21 protein-coding genes are annotated in these 21,917 nt (G+C 44.4%); 7 read left to right on the forward strand and 14 right to left on the reverse strand.

The genetic code is table 11. The features are described 5' to 3' along the window. Positions 1–4: 4 nt before the first annotated feature. Both nhaD and QY309_00565 read right to left on the reverse strand, forming a co-directional pair. Positions 5–1,381 carry a sodium:proton antiporter NhaD gene (nhaD, locus tag QY309_00560; protein ID WKZ59979.1) on the reverse strand — a complete coding sequence of 459 codons (1,377 nt, stop codon included), beginning with the start codon at positions 1,379–1,381 and terminating at the stop codon, positions 5–7. A 144-nt stretch (positions 1,382–1,525) separates the two neighbouring features. Next, on the reverse strand, positions 1,526–2,848 hold the full coding sequence (locus tag QY309_00565; protein WKZ59980.1) for an aspartate kinase: 1,323 nt from the start codon (positions 2,846–2,848) through the stop codon (positions 1,526–1,528). Between the two features lie 129 nt (positions 2,849–2,977). On the opposite strand from QY309_00565, the gene QY309_00570 reads away from it, so the two are divergent. From QY309_00570 to QY309_00585, 4 genes are all read left to right on the forward strand, one after another. Further along, complete coding sequence (locus tag QY309_00570) at positions 2,978–3,748, forward strand: hypothetical protein (protein ID WKZ59981.1); 771 nt, start codon at positions 2,978–2,980, stop codon at positions 3,746–3,748. Then, on the forward strand, positions 3,745–4,287 hold the full coding sequence (locus QY309_00575; protein WKZ59982.1) for an RNA polymerase sigma factor: 543 nt from the start codon (positions 3,745–3,747) through the stop codon (positions 4,285–4,287). Before QY309_00570 ends, QY309_00575 begins: the two co-directional genes overlap by 4 nt. Before the next feature lie 2 nt (positions 4,288–4,289). Next, on the forward strand, positions 4,290–5,549 hold the full coding sequence (locus QY309_00580; protein ID WKZ59983.1) for a porin family protein: 1,260 nt from the start codon (positions 4,290–4,292) through the stop codon (positions 5,547–5,549). A gap of 64 nt (positions 5,550–5,613) precedes the next feature. Then, the gene (locus QY309_00585) at positions 5,614–6,054 is read left to right on the forward strand and encodes a PepSY-like domain-containing protein (protein WKZ59984.1); all 441 of its coding nucleotides are present in this window, start codon (positions 5,614–5,616) and stop codon (positions 6,052–6,054) included. Between the two features lie 79 nt (positions 6,055–6,133). On the opposite strand, the gene dnaK is transcribed toward QY309_00585, so the two are convergent. Next, complete coding sequence (dnaK, locus tag QY309_00590; protein WKZ59985.1) at positions 6,134–8,050, reverse strand: molecular chaperone DnaK; 1,917 nt, start codon at positions 8,048–8,050, stop codon at positions 6,134–6,136. A gap of 158 nt (positions 8,051–8,208) precedes the next feature. On the opposite strand from dnaK, the gene QY309_00595 reads away from it, so the two are divergent. Next, on the forward strand, positions 8,209–9,792 hold the full coding sequence (locus QY309_00595) for a peptide chain release factor 3 (GenBank protein WKZ59986.1): 1,584 nt from the start codon (positions 8,209–8,211) through the stop codon (positions 9,790–9,792). Here the strand turns inward: QY309_00595 and QY309_00600 are convergent. Beyond that, positions 9,789–10,670 carry a serine hydrolase gene (locus QY309_00600; GenBank protein ID WKZ59987.1) on the reverse strand — a complete coding sequence of 294 codons (882 nt, stop codon included), beginning with the start codon at positions 10,668–10,670 and terminating at the stop codon, positions 9,789–9,791. The two genes, QY309_00595 and QY309_00600, sit on opposite strands and share 4 nt — an antisense overlap. A gap of 82 nt (positions 10,671–10,752) precedes the next feature. Between QY309_00600 and QY309_00605 the strand changes: the two genes are divergently transcribed. Next, positions 10,753–11,436 (forward strand): RluA family pseudouridine synthase, encoded by a 684-nt coding sequence (locus tag QY309_00605; protein WKZ59988.1) that lies wholly within the window; start codon positions 10,753–10,755, stop codon positions 11,434–11,436. A gap of 5 nt (positions 11,437–11,441) precedes the next feature. Continuing rightward, on the forward strand, positions 11,442–11,747 hold the full coding sequence (locus QY309_00610) for a prolipoprotein diacylglyceryl transferase (protein ID WKZ59989.1): 306 nt from the start codon (positions 11,442–11,444) through the stop codon (positions 11,745–11,747). Positions 11,748–11,804: 57 nt separating this feature from the next. Here QY309_00610 and atpC read toward each other — a convergent pair whose 3' ends face one another. The 10 genes from atpC to QY309_00660 all read right to left on the reverse strand — a co-directional run bounded on the left by atpC (position 11,805) and on the right by QY309_00660 (position 21,911). After that, positions 11,805–12,050 (reverse strand): ATP synthase F1 subunit epsilon, encoded by a 246-nt coding sequence (gene atpC, locus QY309_00615; GenBank protein WKZ59990.1) that lies wholly within the window; start codon positions 12,048–12,050, stop codon positions 11,805–11,807. A 79-nt stretch (positions 12,051–12,129) separates the two neighbouring features. After that, positions 12,130–13,638: a F0F1 ATP synthase subunit beta gene (gene atpD / locus QY309_00620; protein ID WKZ59991.1), complete on the reverse strand. Its 1,509-nt coding sequence runs from the start codon at positions 13,636–13,638 to the stop codon at positions 12,130–12,132. Between the two features lie 168 nt (positions 13,639–13,806). Beyond that, positions 13,807–15,054: an ATP-binding protein gene (locus QY309_00625; GenBank protein WKZ59992.1), complete on the reverse strand. Its 1,248-nt coding sequence runs from the start codon at positions 15,052–15,054 to the stop codon at positions 13,807–13,809. A gap of 69 nt (positions 15,055–15,123) precedes the next feature. After that, positions 15,124–16,449, reverse strand: coding sequence for an ABC transporter permease (locus QY309_00630; protein ID WKZ59993.1), 1,326 nt, complete (start codon positions 16,447–16,449; stop codon positions 15,124–15,126). Between the two features lie 21 nt (positions 16,450–16,470). Continuing rightward, positions 16,471–17,388 carry an ATP-binding cassette domain-containing protein gene (locus tag QY309_00635; protein ID WKZ59994.1) on the reverse strand — a complete coding sequence of 306 codons (918 nt, stop codon included), beginning with the start codon at positions 17,386–17,388 and terminating at the stop codon, positions 16,471–16,473. Between the two features lie 68 nt (positions 17,389–17,456). Continuing rightward, the gene (locus QY309_00640) at positions 17,457–18,356 is read right to left on the reverse strand and encodes a hypothetical protein (protein ID WKZ59995.1); all 900 of its coding nucleotides are present in this window, start codon (positions 18,354–18,356) and stop codon (positions 17,457–17,459) included. Positions 18,357–18,475: 119 nt separating this feature from the next. Further along, positions 18,476–19,588: a molecular chaperone DnaJ gene (dnaJ, locus tag QY309_00645; GenBank protein ID WKZ59996.1), complete on the reverse strand. Its 1,113-nt coding sequence runs from the start codon at positions 19,586–19,588 to the stop codon at positions 18,476–18,478. 4 nt (positions 19,589–19,592) lie between these two features. Further along, positions 19,593–20,171: a nucleotide exchange factor GrpE gene (locus QY309_00650; GenBank protein ID WKZ59997.1), complete on the reverse strand. Its 579-nt coding sequence runs from the start codon at positions 20,169–20,171 to the stop codon at positions 19,593–19,595. Between the two features lie 162 nt (positions 20,172–20,333). Continuing rightward, positions 20,334–21,323 carry a GTPase ObgE gene (gene obgE, locus QY309_00655; protein ID WKZ59998.1) on the reverse strand — a complete coding sequence of 330 codons (990 nt, stop codon included), beginning with the start codon at positions 21,321–21,323 and terminating at the stop codon, positions 20,334–20,336. Between the two features lie 6 nt (positions 21,324–21,329). Then, positions 21,330–21,911, reverse strand: a complete 582-nt coding sequence (locus QY309_00660; GenBank protein ID WKZ59999.1) for an adenylate kinase — start codon at positions 21,909–21,911, stop codon at positions 21,330–21,332. Between the last annotated feature and the right edge of the window lie 6 nt (positions 21,912–21,917).

The following is a 21,917-nucleotide window of genomic DNA, read 5'->3' on the forward strand; positions in this document are numbered from 1 at the left end:
AAGCTTAGTGTACCGCGAAGAACGGCCAGGTTAACAGGTACACAATGGCGCCTGCAAAGTAACCCATCAACGCGAGCAGCGTAATGCGCTTCAGGTACCAGATGAAATCGATTTTCTCCATACCCATGGCAGCAACACCGGCAGCTGATCCGATAATCAACATGCTGCCTCCGGTACCGGCACAGTAAGCCAGGTATTCCCAAATCATGCTGTCGGGTGGATAGGTTGTTAAATCGTACATACCCATGCTGGCGGCAACCAAGGGCACGTTATCAACAATGGATGACAGGATACCGATTAACGTAATGATCACGCGATCATCACCGAGTGTGTCCGAAAGGTATGCGGCAAAATTGTGCAGTGTGCCCATCGCCTCCAGTGAACCTACGGCCAACAAAATGCCTAAGAAGAAAAGTACGCTGGGCATATCGATGCGTGTAAGGGCATGCGCTGCTGTGTATTTTTTCTTAACCGATTCATCCATATCCGGATTGATCAATTCAGACACCACCCAAAGCACACCCAAGCCAAGCATCATGCCGAGGTAAGGGGGCAGGTGTGTAACGGTTTTGAAAATGGGAACAGAAATTAATGCACTCACACCTACGATGAGCATAATGGTACCTCCACCACTGGTCTCTTCTTCGGATTTTGATTTTGCTTCAGCGATGCCGAGTTCACCCTTCATTTTAAACGTTAAATAGATAAGGGGAATAATGGCACAAACGATACTGGGAAGCAGCAAGGTTTTAATAATGTTGAAAGCCGTTATCTGTCCGCCAATCCAGAGCATGGTGGTGGTAACATCACCAATGGGCGACCACGCGCCACCTGCGTTGGCAGAAACCACAATCATACCGGCAAAAAAGAGTCGCATCTCCTTGTTTGGTATGAGCTTGCGGATAAGCGAAACCATAACAATGGTAGTGGTGAGGTTATCCAGAATAGCGGAGAGGAAAAACGTTACTCCGCAAACAATCCACAATAGTTTTTTCGGACTCTTGGTACGAATACGATCGGTAATGAATTTAAAACCGTGATGGGCATCTACCAACTCAACAATGGTCATAGCGCCCATTAGGAAAAATAAAATCTGGGCAATTTCATCCAGGTGTTCTCCCAATTGTTCACCCACATACTCGCGATGTATGTCCGTTACGGAAAGCGCTGAGAAGTCGGCAACTGTACGTTTAAGCTCATCAATAAAGTGTTGGTAATGTGAACTTTGCAGCAGCGTGTCAGGCGAATCGGCCACCATAAAAAGTGTCCAGCAAATTACACCCGTAAGCAGGGCGGAGGCCGTTTTGTTGATTTTGATGGGATGCTCAAAGGCAATGGCCAGGTACCCGAGAATGAAGATGACAACAATAACCAGTTCCATTAAATCCAATAGGTTTAGTCTCAGTTGGCAATAATATTACGCCATCAGGGCAGTATCACCAAATTAAATTGTGATTAACGGAAGATGGGCAAAAAATTGCCCTTCTGAAAGAAATTTTGAGAATGTTTTAAGCGGTTTATGCTTTTAGCCCAGGTTAAAAATTCCTTTGTTCAACTGAATAAGCGTCTGTTCTTTGTACTGCGTGTCGACCAGAATGGATATGTTGTTATAGCTGCCGCCTACGGATACCATCCGAATAGGAATTTCAGCAAGGGCATGAAAAATTTTATCGAGCACCCCTTTTTGGTTGCCGATCCGATGCCCAACAATACATACAATTGTTTGGTTGCGATCAATTTCAACGTTGCTGAAGGCGTTCAGTTCATTTACAATTTTATCCAGGTTCGCATCCTGATCGATGGTGAGCGATACAGCGACCTCGGAGGTAGAGATCATATCAATGGGTGTTTTGTACTGTTCAAAAATCTCGAACACCTTTCTTAAAAAGCCATAGGCCATCAACATGCGCGATGATTTGATTTTAATGGCCGTGATGCCATCCTTAGCGGCCACCGCTTTGAATATGCTTTCTGTTTCCTTGTTGCTGATAATTGTACCAGGCGCTTTTTCATCCATGGTGTTTTTGAGCCGAACCGGAACACTGTACTTCTGTGCGGGTACAATAGTAGACGGGTGAAGAATTTTTGCCCCGAAGTAGGCAAGCTCCGAAGCTTCATCGAACGTAAGTTCAGAGATTGGATAGGTTTTCTTTACCACGCGCGGGTCATTGTTGTGCATGCCGTCAATATCAGTCCAGATTTGGATCTCATCGGCTTTGATGGCTGCACCCATTAACGAAGCCGTGTAGTCACTGCCTCCGCGCTTCAGGTTGTCGATTTCGTTTTTATGGTTCCGACAGATGTAGCCTTGTGTGATGATGATATCAACGTGCTCCAGTGATTTCAATAGCGGCTTTAAGCGTTGCGCAATTTTTTCCAACTCCGGCTCTTCATTTTCATCAATCGACATGAAGTAGAGCGCAGGGAGCAAGCGCGCATTGATTTTTCGTTCTTGCAGGTGTTGGTAAAATAATTCGGTAGAAATTAATTCGCCTTGCGCCAGTAGTTCACGGTAGCTTTTGTCATCAAACTGACCGGCAGCCAGCAGCCGCATGAAAATGAAAAAGCGGCTTACAATTTCCTGGCCGATGGCCTTAAAGTTTTCGGAGGCATAAAGCTCAGCAATGAATGCCTGGTAATGCTTTTCAAGTGTTGAAATTTCCTTCTCAGCAGCAGCCAGATCATTTTTCAGTAAGTGATCGCCAATGGCTACCAACGCGTTGGTGGTACCCGACAAAGCGGACAGGACAACAATTTTTCGTCCGGGTGTTTCCGTTACCAGGTTTGCAATCTTTTTCATCCGCTCCGGCTTGCCAACCGAAGTGCCGCCAAATTTCAATACCAGCATATGCTTTTGTTAAGGCGGCAAATTTAGGTATGAGATTTTGGCAAAAGGATAGCTGGGTAAAAATAATTTATAACCATTCCAACCTATCTTGTGTTCTTTACGTCTTGCGGGGGCTATCCTTCCATTTTTATGAAACCAGTGAAATTAATCTATACGGCATGTATTTTGGTACTTGGGTGTTGCTTATTGGTTTCCTGTGGCAAAGATGAACTCACGGAGCCGGCAACGGTTGTTTGTACCTTTCAGGTTGAGAGCCAAATTCCAATGGGCGGGGCTTTGGTTTTTGAGCGGATTGATCTTAATCTTTCCAGGCTTGACATTAGCGGAAGGAGATCAGGGGAAAATGACATGTTTTTTTCTCGGAAGTTCGACAAGCTGTCAGGCAATTTTCAATTACTTCAAACCGAAGCCTCCTCAACACGACTGCAAATTCCGCAGGGAACCTATGAATCATTGGTTTTTTATTTGACTCCCAACGAAGAGGATTATGAATTTGAGTACGGCAGTGTAGGAGAAGATGACGAAACCGGGGATTTAGCTGAGTACCTGTTAAATGCAAAACCAGGTGTACTCGTAGTTGCCCGATATACCAATGGTTCGGTAAGTTTTCCAGTTATTATTTCGTTGAATGACGATATCCGCAGATTTGCACTTGAAGTAAGTCAGGCAGGTTCATCGACTGTGGTACTTAGGAAGGAGATGGTTTCTCAGGCTACTGTTTTGATTGATCCAGCTTACTGGTTTACGGCTATCACTACTACAATGCTTGAGAATGCTGTCACCTTTCCATTAAACGGAGAGGATGCAGTGGTGATTAGTGAGGACTATAATGAAAATCTCCATAATCTGATAGCCGGTAGACTAGAGGGATCCGCTTCTGTAACCTTTGAAGCTTTATGATTGCACAGGGTTCCTCTGAAAGTGAAATCTTACAGGCGTGTCGTGATAATAATCGACAAGCTCAGGAAATCTTATACCGGAAATATGCTGCAAAGATGTTTCACATTTGCTTGTCATATACAGCCGATAGAGATTCAGCAAAAGATATACTTCAGGAATCTTTCGTGAAAATATTCAAGGGTATTCATACGTTCAGTGGAGAAAAATCGCTGGAAGGATGGATGAGGCGCATTGTTACCAATACAGCAATTGATTTTTATAGGAAGGAAAAGCGAATCAGGTTTTTTCAGAGCGAGTCAAGCGATTCTATAGAGTCCATTTCTACACCTGCTAATCAATTAACAGCGTTCAGTACTGAAAATATATTGCATCATTTAAAGCGATTGCCAGAAGGTGCTCGACTGGTGTTCCATATGTTCGCTGTTGAAGGATATTCGCACAAAGAAATTGCCGGGAAGCTTAGTATAAGTGAAGGAACATCCAAATCACAGTTTAATCGTGCACGCACTTTACTGCAGGAGTGGCTATCTCTATCGTAAACATGAATGATAGAATTTCCATAGCATATAAAGAATGGCTCAATGGGTTAAATGAGTCAGCTCCTGACGGAGCCTGGGACGCTATTGCGGATCAACTGGACATTGACCAAACCTGGGATGCTATTCAGCAAGAGCTTGATTTGGAAGAGGTTTGGGGTAACGTGCAACAGGAGTTACCTGTGGGACCTGTTATGATTACTGACCATACGCCACTTCGGTTCTCAAAATTCTACTGGCTGGTGGCTATTGTTATTTTGCTTACTTTGACGACTCCTGTTCCGGAAACTGAAAATGCAAAGCCGATTCATACTAAAATTTCGAACCAGGAGCTAGTGACAACTTCTGATCATAGATCTGATCACAAAGAAGATGAAGTATCCACAACCTCAACATTAAAGCATTCACATGCTGTTCCTGTTCCTTTAATTGAAAAGGAGAAGAATAAGAATAAGACTTCTGGGGTGGCAGCAATTCGTGCTAATGAAACTTCCCGTAATGACCAATTAACTCAAGAGCCCAGACACCTTACTCAGTCACCAATTGTTTCACAGACGCTGGATACTATCCCCCAATTGGTAGAGCATAAAGCTGTTAAAAAGGATTCTGCAAATCAGCAATTCTCAGAAACTGTCAACAATTCTGAGAATCAAAAGAAAAATGCTGGATGGAGCATTGGTGCCATAGGCTCTATCAATAATACCTGGCTGGTTAACAATCAAACTAAAAATGGCTTAAAATCATACAGTCTGATTAATACTCAGCTTTCCTATGGTAAAGAATTTGGTGTTTTCGTGCAACGACAACTTGGAGATCACTCATCACTGCAAGGTGAACTTTATTTTTATTCTGAAATAAATCAAGGCTATCAAGAGTACATTAATGTTTTATATCAAAGACGAGATACTGAACTAAAGTACCTTAAACTTCAATTGATTTATCGCACTAAAGCATTTGCTATACGCAATTTGCCCATCTATGGGTTAAGCGGAATTCATTTTTCGAGGCTTAACAGCGCCCATACGAGCATCGGGAGTGATGATGTAAAAATAACGCAGCAATATACACCGTGGGACTATGGACTTGTAATGGGTGTTGATACGGAGATATTACTTCGACCAAACTTGTGGTTAATCCCTGGTATTAGAGGTTCTTATGGTGCGCGAAACATTTATTCGGGATCTGTTGATTCTCCGTCAGAATTCAACAAGACCCACACGGCTTCAGTTGGTCTTTCGCTTGCTATTAAATATCGGTTGAAATAGTTTTAGCTGGTTCCAACCTTCATGTCAAGGGCTTCGTCTTGGTGGAAAATAAACCTTTAGAATCATGAACAAGTTAAAATTAGTTGTAGCATCATGCTTATTCTTTTTTATTACATCATGCGATGATGAAAAAGTTATTGGTGGGAGTGACTTGCCTCAGGCGGCACAAGCATTTATAAGTACTCACTTCCCTGGAGAATCCATTACTCGCGCGGTGAAGGATACGGAAGGCAAAACCGAATATGACGTTCGGCTAAGTAACGGCTTTAAACTTGAATTTAACAGCGCAGGAGAATGGAGAGAAATTGAAGGTTTTGGTATAGAGATACCTTTAACGATTCAAGATGAACTTCCACCCTCTATTCTTGCATATGTGTCTGATAATCATTCAACTCAACTAATAACAAAACTGGAGATTGATCGAGGAAACTACGAAGTGTACTTAATAGGCGGTCTTGAAATCGTGTTTAGCAGTACAGGTGATTTTATTCGGTATGATGATTAGAATTTTTTGATGCCGTTTGTTACTAATAAAAAAGCCCTGACCAATTTCGTCAGGGCTTTTTTTATAAGTCAAGTGAACCTTATTTCTTGTTATCGTTCACCTCTTCATACTCTACATCCGATACATTATCGGCACCAGAACCGTTGTTGCTTGCTCCGGCATTACCACCCGGCTGACCACCGGCATTTTGCTGTGCCTGGTAAATCTCCTGAGAAGCCGCTTGCCATGCGCCATTTAGGGCAGCCATACCGGCCTCAATAGCGGTGAGGTCGCGGTTCTTGTGGGCTTCCTTCAGTTTTTCAAGCGCACTGTTTATGGCCGACTTGTTGCCATCGGAGAGTTTGTCGCCAAATTCCTTCAACTGTTTTTCTGTTTGGAAAATCAGCGAATCAGCCTGGTTGATTTTCTCGGCAGTGTCTTTTGCTTGCTTATCTGCTTCCGCATTCGCCTGTGCTTCCTGCTTCATCTTTTCGATTTCAGCATCGGTTAATCCGCTGGAAGCTTCAATGCGAATCTTCTGTTCCTTGCCGGTTCCTTTATCTTTTGCAGAAACGTGCAGGATACCGTTGGCATCAATATCAAACGTTACTTCAACCTGAGGAATGCCACGCGGTGCCGGTGGAATACCATCGAGGTGGAAGCGACCAATGGTGCGGTTGTCTTTCGCCATCGGGCGCTCGCCTTGCAACACATGTATTTCTACCGAAGGCTGGTTATCAGCCGCTGTTGAAAACACTTCTGATTTTTTAGAAGGAATGGTCGTGTTGCTCTCAATCAACTTGGTGAACACACCACCAAGGGTTTCAATACCCAACGACAGCGGAGTAACATCCAATAACAATACATCCTTCACTTCTCCGGTTAACACACCGCCTTGAATGGCAGCACCAACGGCTACTACCTCATCCGGGTTAACGCCTTTTGAAGGCTTCTTGCCAAAGAACTTCTCTACCTCTTCCTGTATGCGTGGGATACGGGTTGAACCACCCACCAGAATTACTTCATCAATATCATTTATGGAAACGCCCGCATCTTCAACCGCCTTACGACAAGGCTCCAATGTTCTGCGTACGAGGTCATCCACCAATTGTTCAAATTTTGAACGGGTAAGCTTCTTCACTAAGTGCTCAGGCACTCCATCGATAGAAGTAATGTACGGCAGGTTGATTTCTGTTTCCTGTGAGCTTGACAATTCAATCTTAGCTTTTTCAGCAGCTTCCTTCAAACGCTGAAGTGCCATCGGATCTTTACGCAAGTCGATGTTGCGTTCAGATTTGAATTCATCAGCTAGCCAGTTAATGATTTTCATATCGAAGTCATCACCACCCAGGTGTACATCACCGTTGGTTGATTTCACTTCAAATACACCATCACCCAGTTCAAGAATGGAAATATCGAATGTACCACCACCCAGATCGTACACGGCAATTTTCATGTCTTTGTTTTTCTTATCAAGACCATACGCCAACGCAGCAGCAGTAGGTTCGTTGATGATGCGCTTCACGTCCAGCCCGGCAATCTGGCCGGCTTCTTTGGTGGCCTGGCGTTCAGCATCGTTGAAGTAAGCCGGTACAGTAATAACGGCTTCGTTTACGGTAGTGCCCAGGTAGTCTTCGGCTGTGCTCTTCATTTTCTGAAGAATCATAGCAGAAATTTCCTGAGGAGTATAAAGACGATCGCCAATGCGCACGCGCACGGTGTCGTTGTTGCCACTTTCAACCTGGTAGGTTACAATTTTTTTCTCCTCACCAACATCGTTAAACTTTTTGCCCATAAAACGCTTGATGGACATAACGGTGTTTTTGGGGTTGGTAATGGCCTGGCGTTTGGCCGGATCACCCACTTTGCGTTCCCCTTTTCCACCATCTAAAAAAGCCACGATGGATGGCGTTGTTCTGCGACCTTCGCTGTTCGGTATAACAACGGGCTCGTTTCCCTCCATTACGGCTACGCAGGAGTTGGTCGTACCCAGGTCAATTCCAATAATTTTTCCCATGATATGCTGTATTTATAGATTCAGATTTCTAAAACCTAAAAAGGCTTATCAATGGGTATGCCATGGGGATTTAAGACCCTTTTAGGTGACACAATGGCATAAATGTCAGTTTATCTTTCTTTCAGGGATGCCAGAATTAAGTAGTTTTGCGCCCTGTTATGACATTGGACCAAGAAATAGCAAAACGCAGAACCTTTGGTATTATCAGCCACCCGGATGCCGGAAAAACCACGCTTACGGAAAAACTTCTGTTATTCGGGGGCGCTATCCAAAAAGCGGGCGCTGTTAAGTCATCGAAAATAAAAGACCATGCCCGCAGCGACTGGATGGAGATTGAAAAGCAGCGCGGTATTTCCGTGGCCACTTCCGTAATGGGCTTCAATTATAAAGATGTAAAAATCAACCTGCTCGATACGCCCGGTCACCAGGATTTTGCTGAAGACACCTACCGTACACTTACAGCTGTGGATAGTGTCATCATGGTGATCGATTGCGTGAAAGGGGTGGAGATACAAACTGAAAAACTGATGGAGGTTTGCCGCATGCGCAACACCCCGGTAATTTGTTTTATCAACAAGCTTGATCGTGAAGGCCGCGATCCGTTTGATCTGCTGGATGAGATTGAAGAAAAACTAAGCATCAAGGTGCGGCCACTCAGCTGGCCCATCAGCATGGGTAAAACATTTAAAGGGGTGTATAGCTTGTATGAGAAAAGCCTGCACTTGTTTACACCCAGTAAAATTACCGTTGAAGAAGGCATTGAAATCAAAGACATCAACAACGAAGAAGTGGATAGGCTGATTGGTGAAAACAACGCCAAACAACTGCGCCACGATGTGGAGTTGATCGAAGGTGTTTATCCTGATTTTAATGTGAAGGATTACCTAAGCGGAAAAGTTGCTCCGGTTTTCTTTGGTAGTGCGGTAAATAATTTTGGTGTTAAAGAATTGCTCGACACGTTTATTCGCATTGCACCACCGCCCATTCACCGCGAAACTACGTTGCGTATTGTGGAACCGGATGAAAATAAATTCACTGGATTCATTTTCAAGATACACGCGAACATGGATCCGAAGCACCGCAACCGTATAGCGTTTTTACGCGTGTGCTCCGGTAAGTTTGAACGGGGCAGCAACTACTATCATGTGCGGCAGGACAAGAGCATTCGCTTTTCAAATGCCACTGCTTTTATGGCGCAAGATCGTGAGACGGTTGAGGAGGCCTGGCCTGGAGATATTGTAGGTATTTATGATACCGGCAACTTAAAAATTGGCGATACGCTTACAGAAGGAGAAAAGATGATCTATACGGGTATCCCCAGTTTCTCGCCTGAGATTTTTAAAGAGGTTCAGAACCTCGATGCCATGAAGACCAAGCAGTTGGAAAAAGGCTTGGTACAGTTAATGGAGGAAGGCGTAGCGCAGCTTTTTACGTATGAGCTCGGCAATAGAAAAGTAGTTGGCGTGGTAGGTGCACTGCAGTTTGAGGTGATTCAATTTCGATTGAAAAATGAATACAGCGCTACGGTACAGTTCTCACCGCAAAATATTTATAAGGCCTGTTGGATCAGCAGTAAAGACCCAAAGAAGCTGGATGAATTCATCGCTTCGAAGCAACGCCACATTGCACGCGATAAGGATGGCAAGCTGGTGTTTATGGCCGAGTCAAAAGGATGGTTGCAAATGGTTCAGGAAAATTTTCCTGACATTCACTTCCACTTTACTTCTGAGTTCAAAGATTAATCGCGGGTAACGTAATCATAAATCATACGCGATACTGTTGCCATTGATTTAATGCCGACATCAGCGTTTTTCATTTCTTTGGAAAGCAATACAAGCACGTACTTTCTTCCATCCGGCAGAAAGACAATGCCTGAATCATGACGAACACCCGTGATGGATCCGGTCTTGTGCGCAACCTTCACATCTTCGGGTAATTTTGCCGGAATGATTTCCTTGAATTTCTGGTCGAGCAAAATCCGGATCATGTCATCACAAGCCTCCTTGCTCACCAATTCGCCTTTTGTGAGGTGTTCAAAAATAAGCATCAGGTCGAACGCGGTGGTGGTGTTGTTCAATCCCTGTTGGTAGGCTTTGTTGTCTTCCACACCGCGCAACACCTGAATGTCATTTGCGCCTAAATCGCGCATCGTTTGCGTTACTTTTTTTGCGTCTACATATTCAATAACCAGGTTCGTAGCCAGGTTTGAGCTTACAATAATCATGTCGTACGTGAGATCAGCGACAGTCCTTTTTTTACCTACCATTTTGTATAGCTCATGCTCACTATCATCGGTGCTGTCCAGGCTGTATAAACTTCCATCCACAATACTTTTGAATTCATTTTTAACATCAACAGAATCGGCAAGCGACCACACGCCTTCTTGGGCTTGTTTGTACACCTCAATCATGACCGGGGTTTTCATGGTGCTGGCGGCATGAAACGTTTCACGCGCGTTGATAAACAGGGTATCACCGGTTTGCAAATCTTTAAACGCTACGGCAAAAGTACCTTCGTTTTTGGATAGCTCTTTATCAATTTCAAGCTTCAGGGTTTCGAGTGCTGAGGGTTTGGTGCAGCCAACTAAAATTGGAATCAGTAAAAGAAAAATGAATCGCATGGTGTTACCTGGTTTAATGATTTTCCGAAAATAGCCATTCCGGTTAATCATTCCTTTCTTCAATTGAATATCTTTGATTGAAATGCCGGTTGCTGAAATTTTATACGAAGACAATCACCTGCTGATCGTCAATAAACCCGCAGGAATATTGGTACAAGGCGATTCTACGGGCGATAAGCCGTTGGTTGAATGGGGCAAGGACTACATTAAAAATAAGTATCAAAAACCGGGAGCTGTTTTTTTAGGTGTAGTGCACCGACTGGATAGGCCGGTGAGTGGGGTGGTTGTTTTTGCCCGCACCTCAAAGGCACTTGAGCGCATGAATGCCCTCTTCAGAGATCGCGAAACGGAAAAGGTGTATTGGGCAATTGTAAGCTCCAAACCACCCAAGCACGAGAGCACCCTCATTCATTGGCTTCGTAAGGATGAAAAGAAAAACAAAACCACCGCGTTTTCACGCGAAACGGAAAATGCCCTTCGGTCGGAGTTGTCATATAGCATCATTGGCCAGCAGGGCGATTATTATTTACTGGAGGTAAAACCGGTAACGGGTCGTCCGCACCAGATTCGCGTACAGTTGGCCAGCATGGGTTGTCCGATTGTGGGGGATGTGAAATACGGTTACCCGTTGCCCAATGATGATGGCAATATTAATCTTCACGCACGTTCCCTCACGTTTGTTCATCCGGTAAAAAAAGAGTCGCTGAAAATTGTGGCAGCCCTTCCGGATACAGGCTTATGGGCTAACTTTGCGGCTTCTGAATAGTAACTATGGCACAGTGGATTGAAAAGCTGAAAAATCGGTGGAATTTGAAAAGCACTACACAGGTGATTATTGTGTTGATTGTTTTTGCCTGTACGGGAACCACCGTGTTGCTGATCAAACGGCCGTTGTTTGCCTATTGGTTTCCGGATGGTGAAAAGCCGTTGTGGGCCTCCATTACCTATTTCATTTTGATCCTTCCTGTGTACAATGTGTTTCTGTTGTTTTACGGATTTGTGTTCGGGCAATTCAAATTTTTCTGGGAATTTGAGAAGAAGTTTTTCAAACGGATTTTCGGAGGACGAAAGGATTGAAAACAAAAAAGGTTGCTCAATATGAACAACCTTTTTCTTTGCTGTTAACGGGAAAGTTTATTCCACAATCCCATCAGCGAGTAAAATCACTTTATTACCGAGTACTTCCACAACACCACCTGTGATACGAATATTTTGGGCAGTGCCTTTGTCTTTGTACTCCACGGTGCCTTCCTTCAGTAAACTGATCAACGGGGCGTGGTTGTCCATAATCTGAAAAGAACCATCAGCACCCGGAAAGGTGGCAATGTTTACATCTCCTTCAAAAATTTTCTTTTCAGGTGTTAATATTTCTAAATGCATAGGGCTGATTCGTTATTTTATTGATTCGTTAATGGGCTGATGAATAACGAATTAAACCATCAGCACATTAACAAATTAATTATCCTTTTGCTTCCGCCATCATCTTCTCACCCTTCTCAATGGCTTGTTCAATGGTACCTACCAGGTTAAAGGCCATTTCAGGCAGGTGATCCAATTCACCATCCATAATCATGTTAAAGCCTTTGATGGTATCCTTGATGTCTACCAACTGGCCTTTCAAACCGGTAAAGGCTTCGGCCACGTGGAATGGTTGCGACAAGAAGCGCTGTACGCGTCTTGCGCGGTGTACCACCTGCTTGTCTTCGTCAGAAAGTTCATCCATACCCAAAATGGCGATGATATCCTGAAGTTCCTTGTAGCGCTGTAAAATGTTTTTCACACGCTGCGCACAGTTGTAATGCTCATCACCCACGATGTCGGCACGGAGAATACGTGAAGTTGAATCCAACGGATCCACAGCCGGGTAAATTCCAAGCTCGGCAATCTTACGGCTCAATACGGTAGTAGCGTCTAAGTGAGCAAATGTGGTAGCCGGAGCAGGGTCAGTCAAGTCATCGGCAGGTACGTAAACCGCCTGTACCGAAGTGATTGAACCGTTCTTCGTTGAGGTAATGCGTTCCTGCATGGCACCCATTTCAGTTGCCAAGGTAGGCTGGTAACCTACGGCAGAAGGCATACGGCCCAAAAGGGCTGATACTTCTGAACCTGCCTGTGTAAAACGGAAAATGTTATCGATAAAGAACAGAATGTCGCGGCCTTTGCCGGTGCCATCACCATCGCGGAAATATTCTGCAACGGTAAGACCAGACAACGCCACACGGGCACGTGCTCCGGGAGGTTCATTCATCTGACCAAACACGAAGGTTGCCTTTGATTCTTTCAGCTCTTCTTCTTTTACTTTTGAAAGATCCCAACCACCAGCATGAAGTGATTTCAGAAATTCTTCACCGTAGTTTACGATTCCGGCTTCAATCATTTCGCGCAGCAAGTCGTTTCCTTCACGAGTACGTTCACCCACACCAGCAAACACAGAAAGGCCCGAGTATGCTTTCGCGATGTTGTTAATCAATTCCTGGATCAATACGGTTTTACCCACACCGGCACCACCGAACAACCCGATCTTACCACCTTTTGCGTATGGCTCAATCAGGTCAATTACTTTAATACCAGTATAAAGTACCTCCGTTGAGGTTGACAAATCTTCGTAAGCGGGGGCAGGGCGGTGAATGGGAAGTGATTTATTGCCTTTAGGTTGTTTGATACCGTCAATGGCTTCGCCAACCACGTTGAACAAACGGCCTTTGATGTCTTCGCCAATGGGCATTTGAATGGGCGAGCCGGTATCAATTACCTTCATGCCGCGAACCAGCCCTTCAGTACCATCCATGGCAATGGTTCTCACCCGGTCTTCGCCAAGGTGTTGCTGACATTCCAAAACGATTTTGGTGCCGTCAGCTTTGGTTACTTCCAATGAATCAAGGATGTTAGGAACTTTTGAACCCGGTTCATCGAATGCAACGTCTACCACGGGGCCGATTACCTGGGTTACCTTACCAATATTTGCCATGTTGTATGATTGATTTAATTGAGTATTTGATGCTTAAAAATTCGACCGCAAAAGTAGAATTTTAGGGAGGAAGTACAAAACTCCTATCCTGAATTATTCCACCCGATTAAGAATAAAGGTGAATCGAAAAAAAGCCCATTTTTATTGCGCAAAAGGCCTTTTTAAGCATCAATTCGCTTGCAGTTTTTCGGCTGAAATGGCGTTAAGCATGATGCGAAACGTGGTACCCTGATTTTCCTCGGAGGCCTTCACAAAAATTCGTCCACTATGGTAAGCTTCAATGATGCGTTTGGCCAGAGCCAGGCCCAGACCCCAGCCCCGCTTTTTGGTGGTAAACCCGGGTCTGAAAACCATGTTGACTTTCGATCGGGGTATGCCCTTTCCGGTATCCGAAACATCAATGTACACCTTGCTGTCACTGCCCCGTAGAATTTTGATGGCAATGGTGCCGGAAGTCCCGATGGCATCCACGGCATTCTTGCACAGGTTTTCCAGTACCCACTCAAACAAGGGTGCATGAATCATGGCCTGAATGTTATCGGATAGGGTGAAGACTTCAATTTTGATTTTGGAAGATATTCTTGGACGCAAGTAGTGAACCACATTGTTCACCAGTGTAACTACATTTTCAGGTTTTAATGAAGGCACCGAACCAATGCTGGAGAAGCGTTCGGTAACCGTGGTCAGTTTGGTGATGTCTTTCTCCAGTTCGGAGACAATCTCTTTGTTTTTGATGTTCGGGTCATCGCGCAATACTTCTACCCAGGCCATCAGCGATGATAAAGGCGTACCCAATTGGTGTGCCGTTTCTTTTGCCAGACCAACCCACACCCGATTTTGTTCAGCAACTTTCGAATAGTTGAAGGCCAGGTAGGCGATAAAGGCAAAAATGGCAATTACAGAAAGCTGAATGTAGGGATAGGTGGTAAGCTGGGTGAGCAAAAAGGAGTTTCGGTAGTAGACGTAGTTTAAGCCAAAATTCTCACCTGTTTCCGGATCACGCAGCGGCACTTCAATTGGATCGTACGTATTGCGCATGCGTGTTAATTCTTTTTGTAGAAACTCATCTTTGCGCGATTGTTTCCAGGTTTTATTGACCTGAATATTTCTATGGTTTATGATGGCGCCTGTAGAGTCAAGCAGGATAATAGGGATGGTAGTGTTTTGGTATAAAATTTCCTGGGCGATGAAATTTATATCGCTTGAAGATTCGGATGTTGAATTGGGTATATACTCCAGCGCACGAGCAAACAACTCCACTTGCTGGCGTTCGCGCTCCTTCAGCTGATCAACCAGTACGTTGGTATAATAGATGGAGCCCACACTGATTAATACCGATGCAATCAGCACCACCCACTTTACGTTGGTGTTGCTTTCATAAAATTCTGTTGAAGGTGCCGGTGTGCGGTTGCTCATTCGGTATGAAATTAAACAAAAATAGCGGATGACTGCATCCGCTATTTGCTAACTGTTCTTGATTGAAGTTTATCCTTTCATCATAAACCACTTGGCCAGCACCTTGTAGTTTACTTTGGTGCCGTGCATTAAAATACCCACGCGGTAAATTCTTCCGGCAATCCAGGTGGTAAAAATGAAACCGCCAATCAGGAGTACTTGAGAAAGTATCAATTGCCACAGTGGCGGATCGTAACCCAAACGGCCTACCATAGCAACCGGTGAGGTAAAGGGTATTATGGAAAACCAGAAACTAGCCGTACTGTGCGGATCATTCAGGATAAACATGAACAACCCAAAGTAGGCGATAATCAATGGCAACGTAATGGGGAACGTAAATTGTTGAGCCTCTTGTTGTGAATCAACCGCTGAACCAACGGCCGCGAACAATGCACCGTATAGTAAATAACCGCCTAAGAAATAAAATGCAAAGTTGAACACAATGTAGGTGTACGGTATTTCACTAACCGACTTCATAACGTTCATTATCTTTTCATTGGATTGCATGGCTTCCGCCACTTCCGGGTCATCGACCTGATTCATTACTTGTTCCATGGCTTGTTGTTGCGGCATGTTTAAGCCGAACAAACTCATCGCTGCGGTAGAAAGTACGCTGATGAGTAGCGCCCAAATGAAAAACTGAAGCAATCCCACAGAGGCAATACCGAGTATTTTACCCATCATTAATTGAAAAGGCTTAACGGAAGAAACGATCACTTCAACAATTTTGCTTGTCTTTTCTTCGATCACACCTAGCATAATCTGCATGCCATAAATCAATACAAACATGTAAATGAGCACACCCAGTATAAAACCGAGAATGTATAGCATACCCGTATTGCTGTCTTTCTCCTCTCCTGATTCACTCAAGCTTATCGACTTCAGGCTAACGGAAGTTTTCAACCCTTTAAGTGTCTCCTTATCGATGTTAAATTGTTCGAGTTTCAAATCATGGATTTTTCCTTCCAATATATTTTCGAGGTCACCGATTTTTCGAACGCTGGGGTTTTCTTTGGTGTACAGTACCATTCCCTCTGGCTTGGTAAGATCAAAAGCGGGGATATATAGCAAGGCGAAGTGCGAAGATTCGTTGTATGTAACTTTGGCGCTTTCGAGTGTACCGGAAATCGGAACAAATTCAAACTTCGATGAATTTTCAAAGCTCATTTTTCCACTTTCATCCAACACCTCAATTACGGATACGCCTGCACTTTTTTCCTGCTTCATTAAAATAAAAGCCATGATGGCTATAACAGCCGGAAAAATCAGCGGTACTAAAATGGTGGCAACGAGAAACGATTTTTTCTGAACCCGATTCAGAAATTCACGCTGCATGATAAGCCATATCTTGTTCATAGGTATTTAGTATTGAAAGGTTTACAGGGATGGATCTTCTTTTACCAGACTGATAAAAATTTCGCTCATGGTTGGAATTTTTTCTACAAAGCTGTGCACTTCGGTCCGATCTACCAGGTCGCGAATTAATTGGTTGGGGCTGCCTGCACCCCGTACGCGAATGGTGGAATGATGATAATTATCTTCTACCTGATGTTGCTCGAGTAAATCGTATTGATCAGCCGGCAGGCTAAAATTATTTCCGATATGTTCAACTAAAAACGTGTTGGTTTTGTAGGCATCTTTGATCTGCTTCTTGGGTCCTTCCAGAATTTTCTTCGACTTATTGATCAACGCAATGTGATCACACAAAGCCTCAACCGTTTCCATGCGGTGCGTGGAAAAAATGATGGTAGAACCCTTATCGCGCAACTCGAGAATTTCGTTCGTGATTAATTGGGCATTTATCGGATCGAATCCTGAGAAAGGCTCATCCAAAATGATAAGCTTTGGTTCATGCAGCACCGTGCTTACAAACTGAACTTTTTGTGCCATACCCTTACTCAGGTCTTCCACTTTTTTGTTCCACCAATCTTTGATTTCAAACTTGGTGAGCCACACTTTCAGTTTGTCTAACGCTTCGGCTTTCGTCATGCCTTTAAGCTGTGCCAGGTACAACAACTGTTCACCTACCTTCAGCTTTTTATATAAGCCGCGTTCTTCCGGCAGGTAGCCAATGGTACCTATGTGCTTCGGGCTAAGTTTTTCGTTGAAGATGGAAATGTCACCGCTGTCGGAATCAATAATCTGGTTGATTATCCGGATCAGGGTTGTTTTTCCTGCACCATTGGGTCCTAAAAGGCCGTAAATACTTTTTTCAGGGATGGTGATGGATACATCATCGAGCGCAGTGTGTTGCGTGTAGCGTTTGGTAACGCTTTTGGCGGTTAAGGCTTCCACAGAGTTTTATCTTTTTTGACACTAATTAGTGCCAAAAGATAGGGAGGAATTACAAAAAGCCGCAGGGATTACTGACTGATTTGCTTGAAAACGATGTTGCCCATGGAAACATCTAAGTCAAAATTGAGGGCATTTTTCGAATCTTTCTGGTAGGCATCGTTGGCATATGAGCCGTCACTCATCTTGGTGAATGCTTTAGGCATTTTCACACTGCACAACCACGACTCTTTAATCTTAACTGAAACGGGAGCCTGGTTATTTGTTGGCAGAATGATCACTAAATTGCCTGCTCCAACACTTCCTTTGATTGTATTTCCTGCAACCGGTGTTGTACTAAAGTCGAGCATGATGTTGCCGAAACCCACATCGGCCAGGATGTATTTGCTTTTCGCGAGGCTAATGTTCTTGGCGTTCACAGAACCTAAATCAACTTTCAGGGCAAGGGTGTCCATCTGAATCAGGTTTTCAATCTGGTTGTAGTAGCCAATGGTTACATCAGCACTTGCCGTATTGATTTTTAAATTCTTTACGGAAAGCCCTGACAGGTCGATGTTGGCCATACCCAAACCATAAAACAGTTCAAGGTCGTAGGGCTTATTATCAGTCAGGTACATTTTCCACAGCTTGTCGTACGTGGGTTTTTCTGAGCTGAATACTTTGTATGAAATGGATTGGCTGAAACCCTGGTTGGCAGCATCTTCCAACGCCAAAAAGACTTCACAAACTTTACCTTTAACTTCTTTGCGGAATTGGTGAGAGTAAGCACCCGGCTGCTGATTGCTGAACACGTTCAGTACCTCGGGATTATGGCTTGGCTTGATAAAGCAGTTTCCGCTATTGGCTTTGATCTGAAGCTTAATGCTTTCGCATGCGGTATTATCTTCTACCGTAAATTGATTCTTGATCTGGCCAATGGCCAAGCCGGAAAATAGTAAACAAACCCCTGTAAGGCCTAAAACTCTCTGCATGCCGAATAAAACGAGCCACAGCCCACAGGGTTGCGGCTTGTAAGATTATTTAGAAAATAGTTAAAAAAACTCCCTTTAACCTTGTTTATACGGTGCAATTTGGGGCAGGGTTCCGAAAATCAATGGAAAAATTCCTTCATTTTCTCAAAAAATCCCTTGTCGGAGGCATCCGGATGAGGGGTGAAATTGGGAGAATTTCGAAGGTTTTCGAGAATGGTCTTTTCTTCGGGACTTAACCGTTTTGGGGTCCACACATTTACATAAATGAGCTGATCCCCGGTTTCATAGCCGTTGATGTCTTTAATCCCCTTTCCGCGCAAGCGTAAAATTTTGCCGCTTTGTGTTCCCGGATCAATCTTGATTTTAACCTTTCCACTAATGGAAGGCACTTCAACCGAAGTTCCCAATGCAGCATCAATAAAACTGATGTGCAGATCGTAAATCAGGTTGTTGCCATCGCGCTTTAGTACTTTGTCTTCCTGCTCTTCAATCAAGATCAAAAGATCGCCTGCTATGCCACCACCGGGCGCTTCATTTCCTTTGCCTGACATGGAGAGTTGCATGCCATCGCTTACGCCAGCAGGAATTTTTACGGAGATGATTTCTTCTTTGGATGTTAACCCCGAACTGTCAACACCTGCAGGCCGCTTATCAATGGTTTGGCCATTACCATTACACTGCGGACAAGTTGTTGTGGAGACCATCTGGCCGAGCATGGTGTTTACCACTTTGCGCATTTGGCCGGTGCCTTGGCAGGTAGTACAGGTTTTAAAGGTTACCCCTTCGGCCTGAACAAGCCGGTTTACTTTTATTTTTTTCTCTGCACCGTTGGCAATTTCATCCAACGAAAGTTTGAGCTTGATGCGCAGATTCGATCCTTTGCGCTGGCGCCTGCGGCCACCACCTCCCCCAAAGAAACTGTCGAACGGACTTCCGCCACCGAAGATATCGCCAAACTGGCTGAAGATATCTTCCATGTCCATGGTGTGGCCACCGCCAAAGCCACCGTTGCCACGTGCGTGACCAAAGCGATCGTACTGCGCACGCTTATCGGCATCGCTTAATACTTCATACGCTTCAGCAGCTTCCTTGAATTTTTCTTCGGCTTCCTTGTTGCCCGGATTTTTATCGGGGTGAAATTGAATGGCCACCTTGCGGTAGGCTTTTTTGATTTCTTCAGGAGTTGCGCCTTTGCTTACGCCCAGTATTTCGTAATAATCTCTTTTTGCCATAACCTTATTGACCAACCACTACTTTGGCGTAGCGAATAACTTTATCGTTCAATACATAGCCGCGTTCAACCACGTCAACAATTTTTCCCTTTAGTTTTTCTTCCGGGGCGGGTACCTGTGTGATGGCCTCGTGCACATCAGCATCAAAATCGGCACCGGGTTTTATATCCATCGGCTTAACACCGCTTTGCTCCAACGTTTTTTTGAACTTGTTATAGATAAGCATGAAACCTTCCAGTTCTTTACTTTCGGTTCCCTGGAATGCTTTTTCCGCGCGCTCAAAATCATCCATAACCGGCAATAACGAAACCACCAGTTGCTCGTTGGCTACCTGAATCATCTCCAGTTTTTCCTTTGAGGTTCTGCGCCTGAAGTTTTCAAACTCAGAATACAAGCGTAAATATTTATCCTTCGCCTCTGCCAATTCGTCCTGTAGTTTTTTGATTTCTGACTGAAATTTAGACTCATCCCCACCATTCAGCGTTTCAAACGACTCGGGTGAATCCTCAGGGGTTACACCTTCAGGCCCCTCGGGCATAGTCTCTTTCTGCAAATCCTGTTCAGTTTGCGGGTTGTTTTCCATGATCAACAGTGCTTAACGTTACGTTTAGCCTGCAATTTGTCAATAATTCTGCCAATTGCCGCATTGGTGCCAGAGTGGCACAATTGGTCAATAGTCGATAGTTTAAAAATGAACAATGATCCGACTATGGATTATCGACTGACCTTCCATTGACTATAACTTTTAGTGGAGATTTCTCCAGATCAGGTCTTTCAGTTCGGTCAGGCCTTTGTTTGTAACCGATGAAATGAACACGGTGGGCAGATCAGTGGGAAGTTCTTTTTTGATGGCTTCCATCAACTCTTCATCCAGCATATCGGATTTGGAAATGGCGAGCAGACGCTTTTTATCAAGCAGCTCGGGATTGTACTTCTTTAATTCATTCAACAGCACTTCATATTCCTGTCGGATGTCTTTTGAATCGGCTGGCACCAGAAACAACAATAACGAATTGCGTTCGATGTGGCGGAGAAAACGAATTCCTAGCCCGCGACCTTCTGCAGCGCCTTCAATGATGCCGGGAATGTCGGCCATCACAAACGATTTTTCATCGCGATAAGAAACCACACCCAGATTTGGTGTGAGTGTAGTGAACGGATAATCGGCAATTTTTGGTTTGGCTGCCGATACAACGGAGAGCAGTGTTGACTTACCCGCATTCGGGAAACCTACCAGTCCGACATCGGCTAATAATTTCAGTTCGAGAACAATCCACTCTTCTTTGCCGGGCTCTCCGGGTTGTGCAAAATTGGGTGCCTGCCGCGTGGAGGTTGCAAAAAATAAATTTCCTCTTCCCCCACGACCACCAGGGGTAAGAATGTATTCCTGTCCGTCTTCTGTAATTTCTACACGCACTTCACCGGTTTCGGCATCGCGTGCTACGGTGCCGAGGGGCACGTCAATAATTTCATCTTTTCCTTCTGCGCCAGTACAGTTTTGTGATTCGCCCGGTTTACCCGATTCAGCAATAATGTGTTTGCGGTATTTTAAGTGGAGCAACGTCCACATTTGTTTGTTGCCCCTTAAAATGATATGACCACCGCGGCCTCCATCGCCACCATCCGGCCCGCCTTTTGGTACAAACTTTTCGCGATGAAAGTGCAAACAGCCAGCACCGCCAGCTCCTGACCGGGAGCAGAATTTTACGTGATCAATAAAGTTTGGAGATGACACGTGATGTTATGACAAAAGGTGATTATCAATTTCGCGACACAGGTTTGTAAAAATCTGTTCAATATCACCCACACCTACCACAGCCGAATACTTACCAAGTTTTTTATAGTGCTCCGCTACCGGAACTGTCTCTGCTTTGTACACGGCAATCCGGTTTTCAATTACTTCCGGTTTGGCATCATCGGGCCGGTTTTCTTTGTGTGCCCGTTCAGCCAGGCGTTTCTTCAACTCATCTTCGTTCACCATCAACTCAACCAGTGTGGTGATGCCTGTATTTTTCTTCTTCAGTAAAGCATCCAGTGCTTCGGCTTGTTTTACCGTGCGTGGAAACCCATCGAAAATGATACCGCTGATGTTACCACTGTTTTTGATTTTATCATCCACCATATCAATCACTACCTGATCGGGTACCAGGTTTCCTTTGCTCATATATTCCTGCGCAAGCTTACCAAGAGGTGTTCCTTCTTTGAGGTGTTTGCGGAATAAATCACCTGTAGAGATGTGAATGAGCTGATACTTTTCGATGAGTTTAGCGCTTTGCGTGCCTTTGCCGGCACCTGGAGGGCCAAAGAGTACAAGGTTAATCATGAGGTT

The sequence above is a fragment of the Cyclobacteriaceae bacterium genome (assembly GCA_030584025.1).
GTDB lineage: Bacteria > Bacteroidota > Bacteroidia > Cytophagales > Cyclobacteriaceae > UBA2336.

What these genes read in the sequence shown, in the direction of transcription:
- nhaD (WKZ59979.1), bottom strand. Translation starts at nt 1,381, where the DNA reads ATGGAACTGGTTATTGTTGTCATCTTCATTCTCGGGTACCTGGCCATT.
- QY309_00565 (WKZ59980.1), bottom strand. Translation starts at nt 2,848, where the DNA reads ATGCTGGTATTGAAATTTGGCGGCACTTCGGTTGGCAAGCCGGAGCGG.
- QY309_00570 (WKZ59981.1), top strand. Translation starts at nt 2,978, where the DNA reads ATGAAACCAGTGAAATTAATCTATACGGCATGTATTTTGGTACTTGGG.
- QY309_00575 (WKZ59982.1), top strand. Translation starts at nt 3,745, where the DNA reads ATGATTGCACAGGGTTCCTCTGAAAGTGAAATCTTACAGGCGTGTCGT.
- QY309_00580 (WKZ59983.1), top strand. Translation starts at nt 4,290, where the DNA reads ATGAATGATAGAATTTCCATAGCATATAAAGAATGGCTCAATGGGTTA.
- QY309_00585 (WKZ59984.1), top strand. Translation starts at nt 5,614, where the DNA reads ATGAACAAGTTAAAATTAGTTGTAGCATCATGCTTATTCTTTTTTATT.
- dnaK (WKZ59985.1), bottom strand. Translation starts at nt 8,050, where the DNA reads ATGGGAAAAATTATTGGAATTGACCTGGGTACGACCAACTCCTGCGTA.
- QY309_00595 (WKZ59986.1), top strand. Translation starts at nt 8,209, where the DNA reads ATGACATTGGACCAAGAAATAGCAAAACGCAGAACCTTTGGTATTATC.
- QY309_00600 (WKZ59987.1), bottom strand. Translation starts at nt 10,670, where the DNA reads ATGCGATTCATTTTTCTTTTACTGATTCCAATTTTAGTTGGCTGCACC.
- QY309_00605 (WKZ59988.1), top strand. Translation starts at nt 10,753, where the DNA reads ATGCCGGTTGCTGAAATTTTATACGAAGACAATCACCTGCTGATCGTC.
- QY309_00610 (WKZ59989.1), top strand. Translation starts at nt 11,442, where the DNA reads ATGGCACAGTGGATTGAAAAGCTGAAAAATCGGTGGAATTTGAAAAGC.
- atpC (WKZ59990.1), bottom strand. Translation starts at nt 12,050, where the DNA reads ATGCATTTAGAAATATTAACACCTGAAAAGAAAATTTTTGAAGGAGAT.
- atpD (WKZ59991.1), bottom strand. Translation starts at nt 13,638, where the DNA reads ATGGCAAATATTGGTAAGGTAACCCAGGTAATCGGCCCCGTGGTAGAC.
- QY309_00625 (WKZ59992.1), bottom strand. Translation starts at nt 15,054, where the DNA reads ATGAGCAACCGCACACCGGCACCTTCAACAGAATTTTATGAAAGCAAC.
- QY309_00630 (WKZ59993.1), bottom strand. Translation starts at nt 16,449, where the DNA reads ATGAACAAGATATGGCTTATCATGCAGCGTGAATTTCTGAATCGGGTT.
- QY309_00640 (WKZ59995.1), bottom strand. Translation starts at nt 18,356, where the DNA reads ATGCAGAGAGTTTTAGGCCTTACAGGGGTTTGTTTACTATTTTCCGGC.
- dnaJ (WKZ59996.1), bottom strand. Translation starts at nt 19,588, where the DNA reads ATGGCAAAAAGAGATTATTACGAAATACTGGGCGTAAGCAAAGGCGCA.
- QY309_00650 (WKZ59997.1), bottom strand. Translation starts at nt 20,171, where the DNA reads ATGGAAAACAACCCGCAAACTGAACAGGATTTGCAGAAAGAGACTATG.
- QY309_00660 (WKZ59999.1), bottom strand. Translation starts at nt 21,911, where the DNA reads ATGATTAACCTTGTACTCTTTGGCCCTCCAGGTGCCGGCAAAGGCACG.